Below are 21,621 nucleotides of genomic sequence, written 5' to 3'. Positions count from 1 at the left end.
CATATACAAGATTATCATTTTCATTGAAAATACCTTTCAAAGTTATAAGCATTATCAAGCGCATTATCTGAACAGTCTTGCGCAAAATTAATCGCAGCTTTCTCAAAATCCATATTTCCGATAGTTATATCATCAGTTCCCAAAACATCATTATAATGTGACATTTCATGGCTGAGAGTCACTACCTGAGAATCCGGGCCAGTTAAAGGATCTCCAGAAAATTTATTACCTATATAGATAAAATGGTCCTCTGTGTCTCCTTGAAAAACATATGCATGTACATTCTGATCGGCAAACTTGAAGTTATCGTAGGACATTGAGTCGTTGAGTTCGATTTCTTTGTCAACCGCAGCAGCGATCTTTTTTCTGGAAGCATCATCTGTACGTCCAAACGCTTTTTTAAAGGCTTTCTGATCCTCTTCGCTCCAGCGTTCCAGTTCGGCTTTCCTCTTAAGCAGCATCTCTTTCTGAGCCTGCAATGCCTTTTTCATAACCTCCGGAGAAGGCCGCTTACTTTCCTCCATCTCATAGACGATATTACCATTCGCATCTCTTACCGGATCGCCATACTGATTTCTTAAAATAACTCCGTTTCCCTTGCCCAATTTTGACCAGCTGTTTCCCTTGTATTCATAAGGAGACATTTTTTGCGCATTCGTTGATCTGAGTAAAATATTTCCGGGGCATCCCAGTTCGATATTTCCGTCGCTGAGCCGGATATAGGCGCCCCCGCAGTTAATCACCAGTTCTGTTGCCGCCGTGATGTCCACCCGACCTTCCGTACTGGTGACGGTGACTTCCTTTTTGGCCAGCGCCTCCAGCGCATCATCCTGCGCCTGGATTTCCACTTTCCCTTTCGCCGCAAACAGCTTCATACCAGCCTGTTTCGCCAGCACGCTCACCGCCTCACCCGCCGCCACCGTAACGCGACTCAGGGCGCTGATGTCCGTGTTCTGCTGAGACATTATCCCCACGCTCGCGCTGCCGGACGCCACGCGCACCGCCTGCGGGCTGGTGATGCTCACCCCTTCCGGCGCATTCAGCACCATCCCCGGTTTCACCAGGTCTTTAAGGGCGTTCGTCAGCGTCACCTGGCTCCGGATATCCGACGGCAGCGCGTCTGCACTTTCTGCCGCATCCGACAGGCTCCGCGCGATGCTCAGCGCGTTCTCCAGCTGCGCAATCGCCTCTTTCATGGAAAGCATTTTATCGCCCGCTGACTGCTTGTCCGCCGTAATAAACACCCCGGCGCCGCCGCGGATACTCACCCATCTGTCGGTGCGCAGCTCTGCGCCTTCGCCACGCAGTGACCGCCCCGCATCCACGTTATGTCCCAGATTAAGCTGCGACTTGCCGCCGTACTCCGTACTGAGTTTGATATGTTCCTCGCCGCGTCTGTCCTCCATCCGCAGCTTGTTGTTGGCCGGCGTGCGTATCACATTGCGGGTGTTGTTCGCCTCCGTCACGTGGTCCGGATGGCGCGAATCGTGCAGCGCATGGGCGATATATGGCCGGTCCGGGTCGCCTTCGTGAAAGGCTATCGCCACCTCCGTGCCCTGTATCAGCGGGAAGTGAAACCCGTACACGTCCCCGCCGTAGGGTTTCGCCAGGCGTACCGGCATGCTCTCCTGGCCGGGCGATTTGTCGTCACGGTCTGCGTCAAACTTCACCCGGTACAGACCGGCCGCGTCCTGCCAGGCGTAGATATCCCCCGCCCGGGCGCTGGTCACCCGGGCCGTCATGGTGCCGCTGACCTTCGGGCGCGGCAGCAACGGCGGACGCCAGCACACTGTTTCGCTGTAGGGCATTCCCACCCACGCCACGTGCAGTGCATTTTTACGGCTGGCAGAGTAACCGGCACTGATAATGACGACGCCATTGTCGATCTCATCCGGCAGCGTCGGCGGAATGGCGGTCTCAGTAATGGTGAGCACCTGTGCCGGGCTCAGCGTATGGTCGGTACTGCTGCCAGTTACGCGGGTCTGCTCAGACAGAAAACGCTCATGCTCCAGCCGCGCCCAGAAATTTCCGGTTTCCGCTGCTGGATCGAGTTTGTCGCCTCGCTCAAGATGGCGCGGACGATAGTGATATACATCGCCGTAAGTGACGCCCTCTCCGTCGCCCCGGGTCATATCCGCCGGGGCGGACATCAGTATTTTCTGCGCCTGTCGGTGGTTGTAATCATTGGCCGTCACGCTGCGTTCGACTACGTTGTGCCGTACACTCACGCCCCACACCGAATCCACACCGTTGTCATGCGCGCCTGACGGGCTGTTCAGCGGCAGTGTTTTACCAAACTGCCAGGCGCTCTGCCTGTCGGCAAAATGCACCACCTCCGTCCTGGCGTCTGGTTGCAGGGTAAAGAAATAAAATATTCCCAGCTCAGACAGCAGACGTTCGATAAACGCCAGGTCATTTTCCTGGTACTGATTAATTTGCTCACGCGGCGGATAAACCTGTTTAAGGCGGAACTCATATTCCCACTCGTGCAGGCCGTGTTCCCGGAGGATCTGCTCCACCACTTCCGGTACTGATTTATTGACGAAAAAGCGGTGGGTGCGGAACTGATTACCGAGCAGCGCCAGAAACGGCTCAATACTAATCTGGTATGTCGCCTGGTCGCGTGAGCCGCTGATACGCTTAAAGTGCGTCACCACGCCGTGCACCACATTCTGCTCAACCAGCCCCGTCAGTGGGCCGGCACCCATGGTCAGCGTGGCCGGTTTGCTCAGCAGCTGCGTGGCATCAATGTTAAGGTCGCTGCTGGTGAACCGGATGTCATAGTGGTAGAGCTGGCTCATTGCCTCGACGCCGCTAAAATCTTCGACATCCAGTAATGAAGGGCATGACGGAATATCCAGACGGTAGCGGTTCAACCTGCTTCCCGTTAGCGCAGCCAGGGTATTTTTAAGCGTATCGGTCCGACTCATGATATTGGCTCCTTGGGGTAATCTGCTGTCCATAACTTTATTGCCAACGGCAAGTAACAGGTTTAATCAGGGGTACTCAGCGAGCACGAAAAAGGTGATTACGGCCCCATGCCTTAAAGGCGCAGGCAAGAGCTGTAATACTTGATAAATATTTATCTGAAATAATTTTCCGGTCATGATATGCAGGCAAGAGATAAATACTCTTGCCTGATTAACCAGTACGATGTGTAGATTCCCCAATGTAAAATCCATATTTACGAATGCGTCGTTAAATACGGATATTTATTATTCTGGAACCTGAATTGAACCATACGGCCTTGCGAATTCACGTTCGCTCAAAGGAAAATTATAGACATGATTATTATTTACTCCAACACCGACAACAAAACTTCTCGGATCCTTAACTCCTGAAGTTGCATGAAGTACAAATTCAACAATATACTTATTACCATTTTCAAAACTATAGTATGAAGGAGGAATACACAGCTCCCCGGCACTAATCCTGAGACCTGGTGAAAAATCAAACTTTTTCTCTTTTGGGGGTATTCCCCTTAGATTTATCCCGATATCCACTGGCTGATAATCCTGTGCATTATCAATATTTATACAAACATCCCTCCCTCTGCTGCTCACCTTTGCGGTTTCATCAAAGCGCATTATGTCACCGGGCCCCGGACATCCCGTCAGGATTGAAACACAAGCAAATGATAAAAACAGAAGGTTAAACGTATTAACGTTGTTCTCACTTACCATGGGAACCCCTTTAAAGTCGCTCTGTAACCGGCACGTATCACCGTTTCAGAAATATCCCCATCGAGGGTGATGTCAGGGTATTTTTGATTTTCAAGGTGACTCCATATTTCATAGCCAAATGTCTGCAAAATAAAATTATCCGCAATAATCTGTGCTTGTTGCTCCATTGGATATTCACTGAGCAATCGACCATCAAGTGTATATCGATAACTAACCAGCCAACTCACCAGGCCCCGGCAGATAACGTTCATTCCTCTCTCGCGTTGCCAGACATGGCTCATTTCATGAATAAATATATGTTGCATATGATCTGTAGACTGAGAGAAATCATCCCGGTAATGGTCACGAAAATAAATTTCACCATTAGGGGTCATTGCTGCATTTCTATTCTGAAGATTGAAGGGCAGATAACTTTCCCTGTGGATCCAGACTTTCGAATAGTCAATAGTGGATTTAAAACAGATTGCGCCAGCATTATTTCACCTGGCGTAAGCAGCCTGATACCACCTTCTTTGATTCTGAACTCATCCTTAGTTTCTTCAGTCATGTTTAAACTCCAGCAAAATCCCCTCTTCCTCACTCCAGCCAAGCGTCAGGTGCTGGGGTTTCTGTCCTGCCGCCCTGTAGCATAACAATTGCTGGCTCAATACTGGCAGAATTTGCTGCGCCAGTAGGCTGTCGATGTTGCGTGCCCCGGTGTCCGGCAGCAGGCAGGCGTCGGTCAGAGCGTCGTAAAGGCTCTCATCAATATGCGTCGTCAGCCCGTAGTGGCGGCTCAGGCGCTGGCTGACCTGCGACAGTTTCATTTCCACGATGGTGCGCATCGCCTGCGAATTTAGCGGGCGATAAATCACCGTCTGGAATCGCGCCAGCAGCGCTGGCTGGAAGTGATCGCGCAATATCGGACGCAGCAGTTCATGCAGATCGGTCTCGCTGGCGTCCGGTTTTTCGTCCAGCAATTGCATGATGTGATCACTGCCGAGATTGGAGGTCATCAGAATGACCGTGTTGCGAAAGTCGATTTCCCGTCCTTCGCCATCGCGCATGAAACCGCGGTCAAACACCTGATAAAAGAGGTTCATCACATCGCGGTGCGCCTTTTCCACCTCATCCAGCAGCACCACGCTGTAGGGGCGCTTGCGCACCGCTTCCGTGAGGATGCCGCCCTGGCCGTAACCCACGTAACCCGGAGGAGAGCCCTTGAGTTGCGAAACGGTGTGCGGTTCCTGGTATTCCGAGAGGTTAATGGTAATCAGCGATTTCTCGCCGCCATAGAGCGTGTCCGCCAGCGCGAGCGCGGTTTCGGTTTTACCTGTACCGCTCGGCCCGGTCAGCAGGAACACACCCTGCGGGCCGTTTTCTGATGCCAGCCCGGTTTTCGATGCGCGTAAGCGCTGTGCAATGGCCTCCAGCGCCACGTCCTGACCAACCACCCGGGCGGCCAGCCGCTGCTCCAGGCTCAGCAACTCCGTCTGTTCATCCTTCATCAGGGATGAAAGCGGTACGCCGGTCCAGTCGGCAATCACTGTCGCCACGGTACGCGCGTCCACGTCCAGCCCCAGTAGCGGAGTGCCCTGCTGCACAATCGCCAGTTCGCTTTGCAGCGACGCGCTCTCCGCCTGCCGGGAAAGATCACGGCGACAGGCCAGCAACTGTTCTGTTAAGGTAATTTCCTGACCGTACTGCGTTTCCAGTACGTCCAGTTCCGTGAGGATATTGACCTCTTCCTCTTCAATCTCTGCCAGCCGCTCGCTGTGGGCGTGGCTACCCATTGCGATATCTTCCAGCAGCGCCTGTTTTTCCATCGCCAGTGCGCTGATACGGGCACGCCGCTGCGTCAGTGGCTCCGGTACGGTGTCGAGACTCATTCTCACGCGCGCCGAAGCGGTATCCAGCAGATCCACCGCTTTATCAGGAAGCTGACGACCAGTGAGGTAGCGGCGTGAGAGCGTGACGGCGGCTTTGACCGCATCATCAGTGATATGCACACCGTGATGCTGCGCGTAGCGGGACTTGAGCCCCCTGAGCATCAGGCAGGCGGTGTCGTCATCCGGCTCGTCGACTTTCACCATCTGGAAGCGACGCTCCAGCGCAGCGTCACGCTCAAAGTATTGCTTGTACTCGCTCCAGGTGGTGGCTGCAATGGTCCTGAGTTCACCGCGTGCCAGCGCCGGTTTCAGCAGGTTAGCCGCATCTGCGCCGCCCGCCTGGTTGCCCGCACCGATAATGGTATGCGCCTCGTCGATAAACAGCAGGACCGGCGTCGGCGACTGACGTACAGCCTCTATGATATTTTTCAGTCGCTGCTCAAACTCGCCTTTCACGCCTGCGCCTGCCTGTAAAAGCCCAAGATCAAGGGTACGCAAGGTGACACACTTCAGGCTCTCCGGCACATTGCCCTCAGCAATGCGCAGCGCCAGTCCTTCCACCAGCGCGGTTTTCCCGACGCCTGGCTCGCCCACCAGAATCGGGTTGTTTTTACGCCGACGCGAAAGAATATCCACCATCTGGCGGATTTCGTTATCGCGACCAAAAACCGGATCAATACCGTCGGCTTTCGCCTTCGCTGTAATGTCCTGGGTGAATTTATCCAGCACCGCCTGGAGCGCTTTGTTCAGTCCTGGCCTTGCGGAAAGCGGATCCTCTGTCGGGTCGCTGGGGAGCGTTACAGGTGACGTTGTTGTTTCACCGGCAGGCGCACGGGATAACAGCGCTTCCTGCTGCGCCTCCGGGCGTTCGTCTGACTGCGCATCAAGCAGTCCGCGCAGCCGCTCAAGCTGACTACGACCCACTGTCAGTAGCGGCCAGAGGCCATCGCAGGAAAGCAGTGCTGGCATCTCAATCATCGCGGCCAGCAGATGCACACTGCGGATCTCCTCGCCGTTTTCAAGTGAAGCGATAAGCCAGCTCTGCTTCAGCAGCGATTCCAGATTGTCAGACAACTGCGGTCGACCTTTGACCGAGCGTGGCAGGCGGTCAAGGTAAGCCAGCAGATCCAGCCAGATAGCATCCATATCCCACTCGTAACGGCGGGCCAGCACGGTGAGATCGCCCTCGCCCTGCTCAAACAGTTTCAGTACCCAGTGTTCGGGCAAAATTTCCGCGTGGGCGCGGGCCTGGCACAGGCTCGCAGCGCCTTCCAGCGCGCGGGCGCAGTATGGATTTAAACGGCGCAGTAATACGGCTGACTGGTGTTCCATGCTCATCTTCCTCTGTTTTCAGACACGCTACCGCCCCTCGCTGTTACCCGAAGCGCACAGGGGCGGAGTGGTGATATTTTTTGTCTGCAGAACATCCGCACCAGGCGCTCTGCAGACAAAAAAGCAGACGGTCTCCCGTCTGCTGGCTGGGTCAGGCAGTGGTACGTTCGTTCCACGAATCGGAATGGATGATGTTGCCGTCCTTGTAGGTCCAGGTGATTTTTTCGTAGCGCAGCTCAATGCGCTCAAGATGGTTGTGCTTCTCCTTGGAAGGCTCCTTGATGTCGTGCATCAGCGGCGCCACTTTCACCAGCTTCACGTTCTCAAGCTTCGTGTTGAAATACTCCACCTCCTGGCCCGCGTCGTTGATGCGGTACCATTTAAACTCGGCGGACTTCAGGGTCTGGCCGGTGGTCACCGCCTTGTACAGATACGGGCTGGAGGCGTCGATTTCCTTGGTGAACAGGAACGGCGTGTGGATACGGGTGCCGGTCAGCTTGCCGGTGTTGTTGTCGGTCGGGATGTACAGCGAGTGCTCCTGCGCCACCACCTCAATGCTGCCCTCGCGGTCCTTCACATCAACGGAACCCTTGATGTCCGCGCCACCGTCGTCCTTCAGCCAGAGATAAACAGGAATTGCCATGGGATTGTCTCCATTTAAGGTTGAGTACCGCTCTCATCCTGTGAGGGCGGCAGGGGAATGTCCGGCAGCCGGCAGGCGTCCGCCTGCGGCACCAGACTGATTTCAACGCGACGGTTCAGCGCCCGCCCTTCTGCCGTGGTGTTGGGCACCGCCGGGCGGCTTTCGCCGTAGCCCTGCACCGCAAAGCAGCTCTCCGGCACGTCGCCGGTGTCGCGCATCCAGTCGCGCACCGCTTCGGCGCGCTTAAGCGACAGCTGCTGGTTGGCGCGTTCGTCGCCCACATCGTCGGTATGCCCGGCGACCACAATCAGCCAGCCCGGCCTGGCCTTAATGCCCACCAGCGCGTTCACCAGCACTTTCGTGGAGCCGGTTTTCAGCCGCCACTGACCGGTGTCGAACAGCGAAAGCGCGTCCAGGCGGATCGTCTGTGGTTCGGTAATGATGTTCTTGTTAACCGGAGGTGATGAGACAGGCGCTGACCAGTCACTGATGGCCGCGTCTAATGGCGGTATCAGTTTCTCGCCCTGGTAGAGTCCAAGCCCGTAACGCAGCGGTTCGCCGCGCCTCAGCCAGTCATCAAGCAGCTGACTGTCAGTACGCAGGCGCTGCTGTGCCTGCGCTTTTGGTGCGGGTGGCATCCCGCTGAGATGGTGATAACGCGCAAGATGGTCGCCAATACGACGTACCAGCCGCTGGTTATTCATAAACGAGGCACACAACGCCAGCCCGATAAACAAGAAGGTGATAACCCCCGCGATGCGGAGATCCCGCATTCTGCAGCTAATGCCTCGCCAGCAAGGCAGTGACGCCAGCAACATATCGGGCAATGGCAATGGTTCACTGGATTTCTGTGTCAAAGGCGGGAGTGTGGTCATGCTGGCAATCTGCTTATGCCAGAGGTTATCAACCACTGATTCAACAGACGTCATGCAAACACCCACTGCAGCGAGAGGCAGCGCAGGAAGCTCATTTTGAGGGCTGGCGAGTGGCTGACAGATATACCGGTGAATAAAAGCCATCACGCTATCCAGCCAGAGTACCGGAGATAAACGTGATGGGCTGAAAGCGGGCTCCCGCTGCCACTCTGCTATCGGTAATGTCACATGGTCAGCCTGCCGGGCCTGTAAACCCGGACGCCCCGGTGTAAGGGTAAACCACAGGGTGTTACCACCGGCATCAAGCGTGTTGAGCCAGACCACGCTCCATACGGGCGGCAAGCCATTAAGCCAGTTACGGCACGCCAGAATACTTCTGTGCCATACCCGCAGCGACTGCGTCAGCGTGTCATCGCAGACCTGCTGCTCAGGCACGACAGCCAACAGAATCGACAATTGCGACACCAGAGCAGGCCGGGTGAGCGCAATATGCTGCGCCAGTAAAGGGAGCTGCTCTGCATTTGCCGCGCGAAGATACCAGCCCTGTCGGCTTTCCCGATAATCACCCCCTGCCGGAAAGAGTGCTCCTGTGTCACCGCCGACCAACACCAGCGCCCCCTGGAAATTTTCCGGCGGCAAAAGAGCGGCTGCCACCTGGGCGCACGAAGCCTGACGACGCAAACTATAACGCCGCAGGTACCACAGCGCTGCCCCGCCTGTCAGAAGGATACCGACACTCAGTAAAAGCTTATTCAACGCAGAAAAGGGCCAGAACCCCAGCACCAGCCATAGCGCCAGCACTGTGGCAAAGAGAGTAAAAAGCGGGCGGTTTCGTTCACGCATCCGTCATCCCTGCCCTGCTATTTGCGCAACCTGGCGCGTCAGCGCAGCGGAAAACGCAAGCCACAGCGCCGCCAGCGTCACTATCCCCGCGATCCACCCCAGCCAGTAGAAACGACGTCCGCTTCGCAGGCGGGAGGCGCTGACTACAACAGATTCCCCCTGCGTCAGCTCAAACGGAGGGACATATTCACTCAGTGCGCGTACCACATCTTCGCGCCGCTCGTCATCCTGCGCGCGGTACAGGCCGACAAAACCCAGCTGCAGAGTGCGATACAGACAGGTCAGCACGGCACTGTCCGGCGCAGGATCGCGAAGGGCAATGCGGATGCGTTCCCACAGCTCTTCACCTGCATTCAGCGTGCTGAAAAAACGCGCCTGTAACGGATCCTGGCGCCATTTACGATACCCGTCGTCCTGCCTGTCACGGTTCATCACGCTTTCATCGATCAGCGCGCAGTACGCATACACCATCGTTTCACAACTCGCCTCGCTGAAACCTGCGTCAGTCAGCGTCTGGCGTGCTGTAGTGATCCACTGGCAGGCGCGGCGATAAAGCGCTTCACCATCGTTGATCGCCTGCCCGCTGCGTAACTGGCTGACCATCAGCCAGCCAGGATAAAACACCCTGTTTATGAGGTTTATTTCATCTTTTTTCATGACCGCAGCACCGCAAACAGTTCCAGTTTTACCTCACCGAGAGACTGCGGCGTGTAGAAGGCGCAGTTCCCGGCGTCGAGCATGGCGCGGGCGGCATCGGTGGTCAGATCCAGCGCGAAATACTGATTCTCAAGACGCAGCGGAATCGCTGCAGGAACATGACTGAGCGGTTTGATTACCATACCGCTGAGCGCGATATTGACGACCTCTGAAACGTCGTCATGGCTGCCCGCTTTGCACAATTGCGGAAAACGTGTCTGGAGTTCGTGATTCGGCAGCGCTGAACGCACCGAAAGATAGAAATCCGCCCCTTCGCGCAGCCGCGCATCGTGTAACTTCCCTCGCCAGATCTCACAGTCCGGCCCCTGTTCCAGCGCGACAGCAATGACACGTGAGGGCAGGCTCGCTTCCAGTAACGTATCCAGCAGAGCAAAAAGCGGCGGAAATACCTGTTCCGGCTGCTCATGCTGATACGCCGGGATTTCCTCCGCGTGATGTTCAAGCGAAAAGGTCAGCAGGCTGCCAGTCAGTCTTACCAGCTCACGGTAGAGGATTTCAGGGTGACGCGAGGGAAACTGATAGAGCTCACTTAAAACGGGCTCTGCGCTGTTCAGGGCATTTAACAGCCAGAACAAAGAAACGTCCGCCACGGCGAAATCAGCCATACGCTCATTACTTTCCCGCCGCATCGCCATCAGACGTTTCCGCCTGGCCTGCAGGCGGTGTAAAAGATCGTGGAGTTCGCCGCACAGCACAGGGCTTGCCGCCAGCGATAGCATCGGCGGGATGAAACGCTTATCCATTACCCACTGCCCTTGCAGATTGCGCTGTAATCGCGCCACCGGGCAGGTGAGATAGGCGCCGTTATCCTGACCTGAGAGGCGAAGCGTCAGTGCGTGGCGCAGAACAGCCAGCTCGCTACGCTCATGTCCCGCCAGCTCCTGAACGGTTACCCGTTCAGACTGCCAGCGTCGCGGACGGGCGCTGTCCTGTCTATTCTCCAGATTGCCGCCATTTGCACTGAGGAGCGGCAGGCAAAGTAAAACGTCGACACTTTCCTGTTCCAGCCCGGATAAATCGCATACTGGCGGTAAATTATCGGCAAGATCGGTGTCAATCAGCGTTCCGTCGGCAAAGCGTACCACCAGGCGCGTCGCATTGAGTCTGGCGAGCGTTAACGCGCCTTCGTCAAATTCTGCGCAAAGCACTCCCCACGGGTTCGCCAGGGTCATTCTGGCAACCGTATCCGCGACCCAGGCGTCCCAGCGGGCTTGTTGCTGAAATTGCTGCGGGGCCAGAAAGGCCCCGTCTTCCCATAACGGGCGATAGATTTTCATCCCGACAGCCTTATGACTTCGCTTTCGGCATCTGCGACACCAGCGACAGGCTGACGTCCATGCCTTCCACCTGGAAATGCGGCACGGCGTACAGCCTGACGCGGAAAAAGCCCGGGTTGTCTTCGATATCTTCCACCACCACTTTCGCGTCGCGCAGCGGGTGCGACGCCTGCAGCTCGTCGCCCGGGTCAGTCATCTCCGTCACCAGACCGCGCACCCAGTTGTTCAGCTCCAGCTCCAGCAGACGGCGGTCTTTGGTGGTGCCGATGTTCTCGCGCTGAATCAGCTTCAGGTAGTGCGCGATGCGCGACAGCAGGAAAATGTACGGCAGGCGCGCGTTGATGCGGCTGTTGGCGGTGGCGTCCGGCGTGTCGTACAGCGCCGGTTTCTGCGCCGAGTTCGCCGAGAAGAAGCAGGCGTAGTCGCGGTTTTTGTAGTAGGAGAGCGGGATAAAACCGAGGTTCGCGAACTCAAATTCACGCGTCTCCGGGATCATCACTTCCGACGGGATTTTCACCTGATTGCCGGTGCCGAGGTCATAGAGATGAATCGGCAGGTCCTGCACCGCGCCGCCCGCCTGCGGGCCGCGGATCTGCACGCACCAGCCGTTATTAATGAAGCTCTTCACCATATTGGCCGCGAAGGCAAACGACGCGCTGGTCCACAGGTATTTTTCGTGGTCCGGCCCTTTCACCTCTTCCACATAGTTAAAGCTGCGCACCGGCACGGTGTCCGGGCCGTACGGCAGGCGGCCCAGCACGCGCGGCAGGGTCAGGCCGATATAGCGGGCATCGTCGGTGTCGCGGAAGGATTTCCACTTGATGTATTCGGCGCGGTCAAAGTAGTTGCCGATATCCTTAATCGCCGCCACCTCTTCCATGGAATCTTTGAGGAAAAATTTCGGGCCAACGGCACCGATAAACGGCATGTGCGCCGCGGCGGAGACTTTAGAAATATTACGCAGCAGCGCCATATCCTGCGCACTGGCGTCAAACTCATACGAGGAAATCACCGCGCCCACCGGCTCACCGCCGGGCGTGTCATATTCCGCCGTGTAGGTGTGCCAGTAGAGGCCGCTCTGGATGATTTCCGGCGCGTCCTCGAAGTCCTGGCGCAAATCCTCTTTGGCGATATCGAGAATTTCCGTGCGCACGTTCTGGCGGTAGTCGGTGCGGTTCACCAGATGCTTCAGGCCGCGCCACAGCGATTCCACCTGCTGAAACTCCGGATGGTGCATCACCGTATCCAGCTGGCGGCTGATTTGCCGGTCCAGCTCAGCGATATGGTGGTCAAGCAGCGTTTTGTCGAGCTTTTCAACCTGCTGGCCGGACTGTTTCAGGCGCTCCAGGAAAACCCGGACCGCGGCGGTCACGCGCTCATCGGCGGAGGCGTCCGCCAGGCGCTGGCTGTCCTGCCAGGCGTCGATATCATCAAGCGCGTCGACCGGATGAAGGTTAATTTTTTCAAACAGCGAGGCGTAAACGCCGCCGGTGGTTTCCTGCACCTGCGTGGCGCCGGCAGCAGTGGGGGTGTTCTGAACAGACATCAGCATTTCTCTCGTTAATCCGTAATAAACCCGGTGCGCCTCAGGCGTGTTTCGGGGCCAGCGACGCCAGTTCCGCGCGTAAGCCATCGCTCAGCGCCGGATCCTTCAGGATGGTTTCCAGCTCCCTGCGGAAGGTGGCGTTATCAAGGAGATTGGATTTCAGGTCGCGCAGTAAATTGCGCATCGCGAGCATGGCTTTCAGCTGGGGAATTTGCCGCGCCACCTGCTCCGGCTCGAAATCTTTCATCTGGCGGAAGGTCAGGCGCACGTTTTCTTCGCACCCGTCACCGGTCAGGGTATTTTCCACGGCGAGATTCAGCGCCGGTGAAAATTCCGAAAGCACGCTGTCGAAATTATTTTTGTTTATGTCGATTTTTTTGCGCTCAGACAGCGGCCGGTGCTCCTGGCCGTGACTGAAATCGCCGGTGACCAGTAATTTCAGCGGCAGCTCAACTTTTTTCTGCGCGCCGCCGGTGTGCAGATTTAACTTCAGGTTAATACGGGCTTTAGGAATTTCTTCCTGAAATGAACCAGACATGACGTGTTCCTTCACAATAAGGTTTCAGGTTGTGGAGAACCGGAAGCCGCGAGACTCCGCCCACCACATCTCACTGCGCTTACGGCAATGAACAAGGAGCTTTAAAACAGAGAGTTACATTGATAAATGCTACGCGCATCGTGGTTATTCACAAGACAATGAACAACGGCAAATGTAAATGAATTTTGCTAAAAAAATGACAATCTATCCATTTTCGAACCTGTATTAATGGCAAATTATTTTCGTCATTAGCGATATCAGGGCGTACCCCCGTGTCCGAAAGCATTCATATACTTAATTAAAAAAACATTATTTCCAGCGCGTAACAATTGCGCTGGAATTTATCATCCTTTCCTTAAAAAAGGCAAAGAAAATGGACTAATATCATGTATCCAAGGAATGAATCCGCGAAAACAATTGGCATAAAAAATATTAAACCCACACCAGCCTCACGAATAAATTCAGTTGTCTTTCAGTAACGTTATTTTTCTTCCTGCCAGATAACAACACCCCCTACTTAATTATCGAGAATTATTTCGGGAAAATGCCAGCGCTGAATAATTAATAATTTATATACTGGAGAGCATTAATCATAAGGACACAAAATATACGACAACACCGTCCGGGAGCGTATTATCGAAGCTACGGCCTGAGCAACAAAGATGTTGGCAGCAGGCCGCCTCTCCGGGCTTCTAAAGATTTTCCTCATACAGTATCGTTTCCCGGATCGTTTCAAGCGCCTGCCGTAGTGTCTCCAGCGGTAAAGAGCCGAGTGCGAGCCGTATCGCGTGGGGTGTATGAAGTGATGCGCTGAACGGCTCGGCGGTCGAAACCGAAATCTTTTTATGCAGCAGTTTTTGCGCCACTTGCTCGGCCCGGACGCCTTCCCGCAGCGGCAGCCAGAGGAAATAGGATGACGGATTGCCCATCACCTCAAGCGGAGCCAGCGCCTGCCTGGCAAGACGCTGGCGCGCCCGCGCATCGCGGCGCTTCAGCACCTCAAACCGGTTTACCGTGCCGTCACGCAGCCAGTTGCAGACCAGCGTGGTCATCAGCGCAGGCGTATTCCAGGCGGTGGCGCGGATGGTTCGTTCGAACGCGCTCCGAAAACGCGGCGGGCAGACGACCGCGCCCACGCGCAAGCCCGTCGCGATATTCTTCGAAAACCCGGTCACATACACCGTTCTTTCTGGTGCCAGCGCCACGAGCGGCACCGGCGCGGGTTTCACCAGCCAGGCGTAAGGCGCATCTTCAATCAGCAACAGATCGTATTGCCGTGCAATCGCCACCAGCGCGCGTCGCTGGCGCGGCGTCATGACCCAGCCGATCGGGTTGTGCAGCGTCGGCATCGTGTAAACCGCCCGCACACGACGCTTTTCGCAGAGCGCCTGCAACGCCCCGAGATCCGGCCCCTGCGGGGTAAACGGCACCGCCACCAGCTCAACATGACAAAGTTGTGCCGCCACTTTAAAACCGGGGTAAGTCAGCGCGTCCACCGCCACGACATCGCCGGGGCGCAGAAGGCTCATCACCGACACCGCAAGGCCATGCTGCGCGCCGCTCACCACCAGCACGTTCTCCGGCGAGGTCTTCAGCCCTGCGCCCGCCAGATACGCGGCGATAGCCTCTCTGTCTTTCGCGCGTCCGGCGTGCGGCTGATAACGTAACAGCGCCTCGATATCACCGGCCGAAGCAAGCTGGCGCAACGCGTCGCGCAGCCGTTCCGCCTGCCCTGGCAGGGCGGGATAGTTAAAACTCAGATCCAGCGCATCGGCCGCCACGGCATGTTGATCAATGCCCAGCCCCGGCGGCAGCGCGATATCCCTTACAAAGGTTCCCCGCCCTGTTTCACCGCTCACCAGCCCCATCGCCTCCAGCTCGGCGTAAACGCGCGTCGCCGTGGCAAGCGAGACATGGTGTTCCGCCGCCAGCCGCCGGTGCGTGGGTAACTGAACGCCTGCGGTTAACTCACCGCTGCGGATGGCCGATGCATAGCGATCGACTAGCGTTTTGTAGCGCGCTTTCACGGCAATGTATCCATGACAATTTTTTGATTGTCATGAATCTAGCGCTCTACGATGGCGGGCGTCAATGGCCGCAATTTATCAGGAGAGTGTTATGGAAAATCCGTCCCGTCCGGGCCCATGGGCAGGCTGGCTGAATGGCCTGCTGGGCGTGGTTATTTTCAGCGGTTCGCTGCCTGCCACGCGTGTCGCCGTTGGCGATTTCTCACCCTTTTTTCTGACGTTCGCCCGCGCCTCCATCGCCGGAGGGCTGGCGCTGCTGCTGATAATGCTGCGACGTGAAACGCGGCCAACGCGGCGGCAGGCGGCGTCGCTTGCTATCGTCTGCGCAGGCGTGGTGGTGGGGTTTCCGCTGCTGACCGCGCTGGCGCTACAGCATGTGACGTCCGCGCATTCAATGGTGTTCATCGGCCTGCTCCCCCTGGCGACGGCGCTTTTCGGCGTACTGCGCGGCGGCGAGCGCCCCCGCCCGGCCTTCTGGATCTTCTCATTAATAGGAAGCATGCTGGTGGCAGGGTTTGCTCTCACCGGTAATGTGCGGATCTCGCTACAGGGCGATCTGTTGATGCTAACCGCCGTAGTGCTCTGTGGTTTAGGGTATGCGGAGGGCGCAGCGCTGTCGCGCCAGCTCGGTGGCTGGCAGACAATTGGCTGGGCGCTGATCCTCGCGCTGCCGCTGATGTTGTGCGCCGCCTGGCTGACGCAGCCCGCCTCGTTCAGTACGGTGGCACCTGCCGGCTGGGTGTCTCTCGGGTATGTATCGCTGTTCAGTATGCTGGTCGGCTTTATCTTCTGGTACCGTGGGCTTGCCGCGGGCGGGATCGCCGCCGTCGGCCAGCTTCAGCTCTTACAGCCGTTTCTCGGCCTCGCGCTCGCCGCGACGCTGCTCAATGAACACGTTAGCGCGCTGATGTTGGCCGTGACGCTGGGGGTGATCCTCTGCGTGGCAGGCTCGAAGAAATTTGCACGCTGACAGGCCATTTAATAAGGAAACACCATGTTTAAAGGTCTCGCCGCTTTCCCGCTGACGCCGCTGATTAACGGCAGGGTGGATGAAAAAACCTTTGTGTCGCTGATTGAAAATCTGGCGGCTGCGCGGGTGGATATTATTGCCCCGCTCGGCTCCACCGGCAGCTACGCTTACCTCTCCCGGAAGCAACGCGCGCGCATCACGGCGCTGACGATCGGGGCCGCAGAGGATATTCCGGTAATAACGAGCATCGGCGCGCTGCGCCTGGACGATATCCTGCAACTCGCCGATGACGCCCAGCGCGCAGGCGTGCGCGGCCTGCTGCTCTCGCCGCTCTCCTATCAGCCGCTCAGTCAGGAAGAGGCATACCGGCTTTATGAGCGTGTCGCGCACGCGGTTTCGGTACCGCTGTGCATTTATGATAATCCGGCCACGACGGGCTTTACCTTTACCCAGGAATTACTGTGCGCCGTGGCGCGCCTGCCCAATATCGGCTCGATTAAACTCAGCCCGTTCAGCGATGCCGCCCAGGCGGCCGCGAAAATCTCCGCCCTGCGCCGCGAGATCCCCGCCACCGTCACCCTTGGCACCAGTGGCGATCCGCAGGCCGCCAGTGCTCTGCTGGCCGGGGCCGACGTGTTCTATTCTGTCGTCGCCGGATTATGGCCACGCGACATCCGGGCGCTGACCGACGCCGCGCTGAAGGGCGACGAGGCGCAGGCCGCGGCGCTGAACGAGAAGTTTGAACCGCTGTGGGAATTATTTCGCCGCCACGGCAGTTTGCGGGTGATTGCGGCCGCTGCGGAAATCTGCGGACGCGTCGCGGCGCCCTGTCTGCCGGAGCCGCTGCTGAGTCTGCAGGGCGAAGCGCGCGCACAGTTGCAGGCGGTGCTATCACAACAGGAATATCACTAATCCACTAAACATATTCGGAAATACGAATATGTTGTTGACGTCAGTGTTTGAGCGCTCCACACTACCCTCCACTGTTTTATGGAGGGTGAATGATGTCTCTCACGCCGCTACAGCTGTTTAAATTACTGGCTGATGACACCCGGTTGCGCCTCGCACTTCTGCTGCGTGCCCAGGGCGAGCTGTGCGTTTGCGAGCTTTCGGCCACGTTAAACCTCTCCCAGCCCAAGATCTCCCGTCACCTGGCGTTGCTGCGCGACAGCGGCCTGCTCAGCGATCGCCGCGACGGTAAGTGGATCCACTACCGGCTTTCGCCTCATATGCCCGCCTGGGCTGCTGCGGTGATTGAGCAGGCGTTTTTATGCGAACGTGAAGCGATTGCGTCGCTGGCCACGCAAAACGCGGCAAACACCAGACGCTGCGGCTAAAAATTTTGTTAATACATATATGAATAATCATATTTGTTACGTCGTTCACTGGCATCAAAGCCATGAAATTCAGTCAAGGAGAGCGGTATGTTTCTGGCGGGTGCGATTTTCATCCTGACCCTGGTTCTGGTTATCTGGCAGCCGAAAGGGCTCGGCATCGGCTGGAGCGCGTCGGCAGGCGCAGCACTTGCGCTACTCACCGGCGTGGTACACCTCAGCGATATTCCGGTGGTGTGGAATATTGTCTGGAACGCCACCGCGACGTTTATCGCTGTGATTATCATCAGCCTGCTGCTGGATGAGTGCGGTTTCTTCCGCTGGGCGGCGCTGCACGTGGCTCGCTGGGGCAACGGTAAAGGAGCCCGGCTGTTTACCTGCATAATTTTACTGGGTGCGATGGTGGCGGCGCTGTTTGCCAATGACGGCGCGGCGCTGATCCTCACACCGATTGTTATCGCAATGCTGCTGGCGCTCGGCTTCAGCCGCGGGGCCACACTGGCGTTTGTCATGGCGGCAGGTTTTATCGCCGATACCGCCAGCCTGCCGTTGATGGTCTCGAATCTGGTGAATATCGTGACCGCGGATTTTTTCTCGCTCGGCTTCAGCGATTACGCCGCTGTGATGGTGCCGGTAAACCTCGCCTCGGTAGCGGCTTCACTGGTGATGCTGCACCTCTTTTTCCGCAAAGGCATTCCGGCGACATACGATCGTGAAAAAATCAGCGCGCCGCAGACGGCGATCCGCGATCGGCGCACCTTCATGACTGGCTGGCTGGTGCTGGTGTTGCTACTGGTGGGGTTTTTCGCGCTGGAGCCCCTCGGCGTGCCTGTGAGTCTGGTCGCCGCCGTGGCAGCGGCATTGCTCTGGCTGGTAGCACGCCAGGGACACGTTATCGATACGCGCAAAGTGCTGAAAGGCGCGCCGTGGCAAATCGTCATTTTCTCGCTGGGCATGTATCTGGTGGTGTATGGCCTGCGCAACGCCGGGCTGACTGGTTATCTCTCCGCCCTGCTTAACGTCTTTGCACAACACGGGATCTGGGGAGCGACGCTCGGGACGGGCGTTCTGACCGCCGCGCTCTCCTCGGTGATGAATAATATGCCGACGGTGCTGGTTGGCGCGCTCTCCATTGAGGCCAGTGCCGCCACGGGCGTGGTTAAAGAAGCCATGATTTACGCCAATATCATCGGCTGCGATCTGGGCCCAAAAATCACGCCGATCGGCAGTCTCGCCACGCTACTCTGGCTGCATGTGCTGGCGCAGAAAAATATTGCGATTAGCTGGGGCTATTACTTCCGGGCAGGCATTGTGATGACCCTGCCGGTGCTGCTGGTAACGCTTGCGGCCCTCGCCCTGCGCCTTTCCTTTTAACCTGGTCCAGGGCGCGGCAAAACGCGCCCTGACGGAGAACCCTGATGACCCCGATTACGATTTACCATAACCCGGCCTGCGGCACCTCACGCAATACGCTTGGCCTTATCCGCAACAGCGGCGTGGAGCCGGCCATTATTCTTTATCTGGAAACGCCGCCGCCCCGCGACGAGCTGAAGACGCTGATAAGCGATATGGGAATTAGCGTGCGGGCGTTGCTGCGCAAAAATGTCGAGCCGTATCAGGCGCTCGGGCTGGACGATGAGAAAATCGGTGATGAGGCGCTGCTGGATGCGATGCTGGCGCACCCGATTCTTATTAATCGCCCGATTGTGGTAACGCCGCTCGGCACCCGCCTGTGCCGTCCCTCAGAAGAAGTCCTGGCTATTCTGCCCGATCCGCAGCAAGGCCCGTTTACAAAAGAAGATGGCGAGGTTTTGATTCCGCAAGGTCGGTAATGCGTTAAGCGCAGGCAACGGCTCCCGTTCAGGGGGCCGTTTACCGCCAGACTCACGCACGCCAGAAAAACCGCGACAGCAGGATCAGAAACGGATAGATCTCAAGGCGTCCCAGAATCATCGCGAGACACATCAGGTATTTTGCGCCGTCACTAAGCGTGTCAAAACTCGCCGCCGTCACACCGAACCCAAGCCCCATATTGTTGATGCAGGCGGCCACCGTGCCGAAAGCGCTCAGCAGATCATAGCCCATTAAGGTCAGCGCCCAGATAAACAAAATACTGGCCAGCATATAGAGAAAGAAAAAGCTGCATACCGAGCGCAGCACACGCTCATTGACCACACTCTGTCCGACATGCAGGCTTAAAATTGCCCTCGGATGTGCCAGCTGATGCACCTCATTACGGCTTTGTTTAAACAGGATCAGAAAGCGCAGCGCTTTAATCCCCCCGCAGGTTGACCCCACGCACCCGCCAAAAAAGCTCGCCAACAACAGCATGACGATAGTATGCGCAGGCCAGCTCGCATAGTCTGACGTCGCAAGGCCATTATCGGTAATCATTGAGCTTGCCAGAAAGAAGGCGTGAACCAGGCTGCCCGTCAGATCGTACATCCCTTCATGCCAGACCTGCCAGGCGGTCAGCAGCACGATAATCAGCGTGACCAGAAGAAAAAAGTGCAGCTCCGCGTTGCGGCGAAATGGCTTCAGGGTTCGCCGGGTGAAAGCGACAAACCAGACGGTAAAATTCACGGCGGATAACAGTGAAAACAGCCCCGCCACCAGCTCGACCGGATAACTGTCATAAAAGCCGATGCTTTCATTACGCGTGGAAAACCCGCCAAGAGAAACCGTTGAAAGCCCGTGGCACAGCGCGTCAAACCACGGCATGCCCGCTATACGGTAAGCCACGGCGCAGGCTGCGCCCAGCAAAACATAGGTGAACCAGAGCGTGCGCGACGTATCAGCCAGACGCGGCGTTAAGCGCTCTTCCTTAAAAGGCCCTGGCATCTCAGACTGATACAGTTTCATGCCGCCGATCCCAAGCAGCGGCAGCACGGCAACCGCGAGAACAATAACGCCAAGACCACCGATAAAGTTGAGCTGTGCGCGGTAGTAAAGGTAAGCCTTCGGAAGCCCGCTCACATCGTTAATGATGGTGGCTCCCGTCGTCGTTATGCCGGATACCCCTTCAAAAAGCGCCTGCGCGGCGTTCAGGCCGAGCGCGTTATCGAGCCAGAACGGCATTGCGCTGATAAGGGAAAACAGGATCCAGAACAGCACGATAATCAGAAAACCGTCACGGGTTTTGAGCGGCGCGATGTGGCGGCGTGTGGCAAGCCATGCAGCGCAGCCCGGCACAAAAAAAATGACAAAGGTCATCAGAAAAGAAAAATAACTGCGATCCTTGCAAAACAGCGCAACGAGCATCGGAGGCAGCATCGAAAAGCTGTAGAGCAATACCAGAAAACCACACAGATGAATGACAATGGCGGGACGCGAAGATGTTGCAGGAGCGAGCTGTAGCAAAACCAGGCCTCAAAACAATCGACTGACAGATCCGCTTATTAAACTGCCCTGCGTATAAAAATGTTGTAAAAAAAGTGGTATAGACCGCAGCAGCGCGGCCATACATCCCTGTACAGAGACCATCAGGCCTGCATGTTATGGCAGGCCTCAGCGCAGCGCAGACACGCCTGCGAGCACTGCTGGCAATGGTCAGCCTCGTGTTTGCCGCACGCTTCGCCGCATTGGCGGCATATTTGCGCGCAGAGCTGACATACCTGGTGCGCTAATTCACTCTCCTGTGCCATGAATTGCGCGGCCAGACGACACAGACTGGCGCACTGCATATCCAGTCGTATGCATTCTCGCATCATATCCAGATCGTCTTCTTTCAGACAGGCCGCCGCGCAGCGATCGCACGCCGTCGCGCAGGCGTAACACGCCTCAATACATTGCGCATAACGTAGCGTCATTCGGTTTCTCCTGTAGTGGTTAAACACAGGAAAAGTGTGTCAGGCAGGATTCGACTGCGCCATGTTTTGGGCCGTTTATGAATAATCTGTATAAAAAAGCGCTCAGCATTGCCCGAGGTCATAACCATGACCAGAGCCGGAGAGAAAAGATGCGGGCGG

Annotated in this window: 17 protein-coding genes and 1 pseudogene; 5 read left to right on the top strand and 13 right to left on the bottom strand. The window is 56.7% G+C overall.

Going from position 1 to position 21,621, the window contains the following annotated elements:
* Positions 1-20: 20 nt before the first annotated feature.
* The 11 genes and pseudogenes from vgrG to G6041_RS20595 form a co-directional block, all read right to left on the bottom strand.
* Positions 21-2,930, bottom strand: coding sequence for a type VI secretion system tip protein VgrG (gene vgrG, locus G6041_RS20645; RefSeq protein ID WP_166491617.1), 2,910 nt, complete (start codon positions 2,928-2,930; stop codon positions 21-23).
* A gap of 285 nt (positions 2,931-3,215) precedes the next feature.
* Positions 3,216-3,683: a putative T6SS immunity periplasmic lipoprotein gene (locus G6041_RS20640; RefSeq protein ID WP_080515388.1), complete on the bottom strand. Its 468-nt coding sequence runs from the start codon at positions 3,681-3,683 to the stop codon at positions 3,216-3,218.
* Positions 3,677-4,230 (bottom strand): annotated as a pseudogene (locus G6041_RS20635) (type IV secretion protein Rhs). The gene G6041_RS20640 and the pseudogene G6041_RS20635 overlap by 7 nt, the downstream one beginning before the upstream one ends.
* Positions 4,223-6,889 (bottom strand): type VI secretion system ATPase TssH, encoded by a 2,667-nt coding sequence (tssH, locus tag G6041_RS20630; RefSeq protein WP_373886427.1) that lies wholly within the window; start codon positions 6,887-6,889, stop codon positions 4,223-4,225. The pseudogene G6041_RS20635 and the gene tssH overlap by 8 nt, the downstream one beginning before the upstream one ends.
* Positions 6,890-7,034: 145 nt before the next feature.
* On the bottom strand, positions 7,035-7,526 hold the full coding sequence (locus G6041_RS20625; RefSeq protein ID WP_007796459.1) for an Hcp family type VI secretion system effector: 492 nt from the start codon (positions 7,524-7,526) through the stop codon (positions 7,035-7,037).
* 14 nt (positions 7,527-7,540) lie between these two features.
* Complete coding sequence (locus G6041_RS20620; RefSeq protein ID WP_054628787.1) at positions 7,541-9,244, bottom strand: OmpA family protein; 1,704 nt, start codon at positions 9,242-9,244, stop codon at positions 7,541-7,543.
* Between the two features lie 3 nt (positions 9,245-9,247).
* A complete protein-coding gene (tssL, locus tag G6041_RS20615; protein WP_011998978.1) occupies positions 9,248-9,901 on the bottom strand; it encodes a type VI secretion system protein TssL, short form in 654 nt (217 codons plus the stop codon).
* Positions 9,898-11,238, bottom strand: coding sequence for a type VI secretion system baseplate subunit TssK (gene tssK, locus G6041_RS20610; protein ID WP_011998977.1), 1,341 nt, complete (start codon positions 11,236-11,238; stop codon positions 9,898-9,900). Before tssK ends, tssL begins: the two co-directional genes overlap by 4 nt.
* 10 nt (positions 11,239-11,248) lie before the next feature.
* Entirely contained in the window at positions 11,249-12,790 is a 1,542-nt protein-coding gene (tssC, locus tag G6041_RS20605) for a type VI secretion system contractile sheath large subunit (protein WP_011998976.1), read from the bottom strand.
* Positions 12,791-12,824: 34 nt separating this feature from the next.
* Complete coding sequence (gene tssB / locus G6041_RS20600; protein WP_011998975.1) at positions 12,825-13,322, bottom strand: type VI secretion system contractile sheath small subunit; 498 nt, start codon at positions 13,320-13,322, stop codon at positions 12,825-12,827.
* Between the two features lie 692 nt (positions 13,323-14,014).
* The gene (locus G6041_RS20595) at positions 14,015-15,349 is read right to left on the bottom strand and encodes an aminotransferase-like domain-containing protein (protein WP_011998974.1); all 1,335 of its coding nucleotides are present in this window, start codon (positions 15,347-15,349) and stop codon (positions 14,015-14,017) included.
* 91 nt (positions 15,350-15,440) lie between these two features.
* Between G6041_RS20595 and G6041_RS20590 the strand changes: the two genes are divergently transcribed.
* The 5 genes from G6041_RS20590 to arsC all read left to right on the top strand — a co-directional run bounded on the left by G6041_RS20590 (position 15,441) and on the right by arsC (position 19,485).
* Positions 15,441-16,319 (top strand): DMT family transporter, encoded by an 879-nt coding sequence (locus G6041_RS20590; protein WP_041460774.1) that lies wholly within the window; start codon positions 15,441-15,443, stop codon positions 16,317-16,319.
* A 24-nt stretch (positions 16,320-16,343) separates the two neighbouring features.
* Positions 16,344-17,231 (top strand): dihydrodipicolinate synthase family protein, encoded by an 888-nt coding sequence (locus G6041_RS20585; protein WP_011998972.1) that lies wholly within the window; start codon positions 16,344-16,346, stop codon positions 17,229-17,231.
* Positions 17,232-17,320: 89 nt separating this feature from the next.
* Positions 17,321-17,656 carry a metalloregulator ArsR/SmtB family transcription factor gene (locus tag G6041_RS20580; protein ID WP_011998971.1) on the top strand — a complete coding sequence of 112 codons (336 nt, stop codon included), beginning with the start codon at positions 17,321-17,323 and terminating at the stop codon, positions 17,654-17,656.
* Between the two features lie 87 nt (positions 17,657-17,743).
* Positions 17,744-19,027 (top strand): arsenic transporter, encoded by a 1,284-nt coding sequence (locus G6041_RS20575; protein WP_011998970.1) that lies wholly within the window; start codon positions 17,744-17,746, stop codon positions 19,025-19,027.
* A 44-nt stretch (positions 19,028-19,071) separates the two neighbouring features.
* Complete coding sequence (arsC, locus tag G6041_RS20570; protein WP_011998969.1) at positions 19,072-19,485, top strand: arsenate reductase (glutaredoxin); 414 nt, start codon at positions 19,072-19,074, stop codon at positions 19,483-19,485.
* Positions 19,486-19,537: 52 nt separating this feature from the next.
* On the opposite strand, the gene G6041_RS20565 is transcribed toward arsC, so the two are convergent.
* Both G6041_RS20565 and G6041_RS20560 read right to left on the bottom strand, forming a co-directional pair.
* Positions 19,538-21,013, bottom strand: a complete 1,476-nt coding sequence (locus G6041_RS20565) for a TrkH family potassium uptake protein (RefSeq protein WP_041460773.1) — start codon at positions 21,011-21,013, stop codon at positions 19,538-19,540.
* Positions 21,014-21,135: 122 nt separating this feature from the next.
* Complete coding sequence (locus G6041_RS20560) at positions 21,136-21,462, bottom strand: four-helix bundle copper-binding protein (protein WP_011998967.1); 327 nt, start codon at positions 21,460-21,462, stop codon at positions 21,136-21,138.
* Positions 21,463-21,621 lie beyond the last annotated feature (159 nt).

The sequence above is a fragment of the Cronobacter sp. HA18003 genome (genome assembly GCF_011605905.1).
Classification (GTDB): domain Bacteria; phylum Pseudomonadota; class Gammaproteobacteria; order Enterobacterales; family Enterobacteriaceae; genus Cronobacter; species Cronobacter sakazakii.
The sequence above is the reverse complement of the archived record's forward strand: the minus strand, read 5'-3'. Positions and strand labels throughout refer to the sequence as shown.

Excerpts from the sequence above, each read along its gene's own strand:
- vgrG (WP_166491617.1), bottom strand. The coding sequence starts at position 2,930 with ATGAGTCGGACCGATACGCTTAAAAATACCCTGGCTGCGCTAACGGGA.
- G6041_RS20640 (WP_080515388.1), bottom strand. The coding sequence starts at position 3,683 with ATGGTAAGTGAGAACAACGTTAATACGTTTAACCTTCTGTTTTTATCA.
- tssH (WP_373886427.1), bottom strand. The coding sequence starts at position 6,889 with ATGAGCATGGAACACCAGTCAGCCGTATTACTGCGCCGTTTAAATCCA.
- G6041_RS20625 (WP_007796459.1), bottom strand. The coding sequence starts at position 7,526 with ATGGCAATTCCTGTTTATCTCTGGCTGAAGGACGACGGTGGCGCGGAC.
- G6041_RS20620 (WP_054628787.1), bottom strand. The coding sequence starts at position 9,244 with ATGCGTGAACGAAACCGCCCGCTTTTTACTCTCTTTGCCACAGTGCTG.
- tssL (WP_011998978.1), bottom strand. The coding sequence starts at position 9,901 with ATGAAAAAAGATGAAATAAACCTCATAAACAGGGTGTTTTATCCTGGC.
- tssK (WP_011998977.1), bottom strand. The coding sequence starts at position 11,238 with ATGAAAATCTATCGCCCGTTATGGGAAGACGGGGCCTTTCTGGCCCCG.
- tssC (WP_011998976.1), bottom strand. The coding sequence starts at position 12,790 with ATGCTGATGTCTGTTCAGAACACCCCCACTGCTGCCGGCGCCACGCAG.
- tssB (WP_011998975.1), bottom strand. The coding sequence starts at position 13,322 with ATGTCTGGTTCATTTCAGGAAGAAATTCCTAAAGCCCGTATTAACCTG.
- G6041_RS20590 (WP_041460774.1), top strand. The coding sequence starts at position 15,441 with ATGGAAAATCCGTCCCGTCCGGGCCCATGGGCAGGCTGGCTGAATGGC.
- G6041_RS20585 (WP_011998972.1), top strand. The coding sequence starts at position 16,344 with ATGTTTAAAGGTCTCGCCGCTTTCCCGCTGACGCCGCTGATTAACGGC.
- G6041_RS20580 (WP_011998971.1), top strand. The coding sequence starts at position 17,321 with ATGATGTCTCTCACGCCGCTACAGCTGTTTAAATTACTGGCTGATGAC.
- G6041_RS20575 (WP_011998970.1), top strand. The coding sequence starts at position 17,744 with ATGTTTCTGGCGGGTGCGATTTTCATCCTGACCCTGGTTCTGGTTATC.
- arsC (WP_011998969.1), top strand. The coding sequence starts at position 19,072 with ATGACCCCGATTACGATTTACCATAACCCGGCCTGCGGCACCTCACGC.
- G6041_RS20560 (WP_011998967.1), bottom strand. The coding sequence starts at position 21,462 with ATGACGCTACGTTATGCGCAATGTATTGAGGCGTGTTACGCCTGCGCG.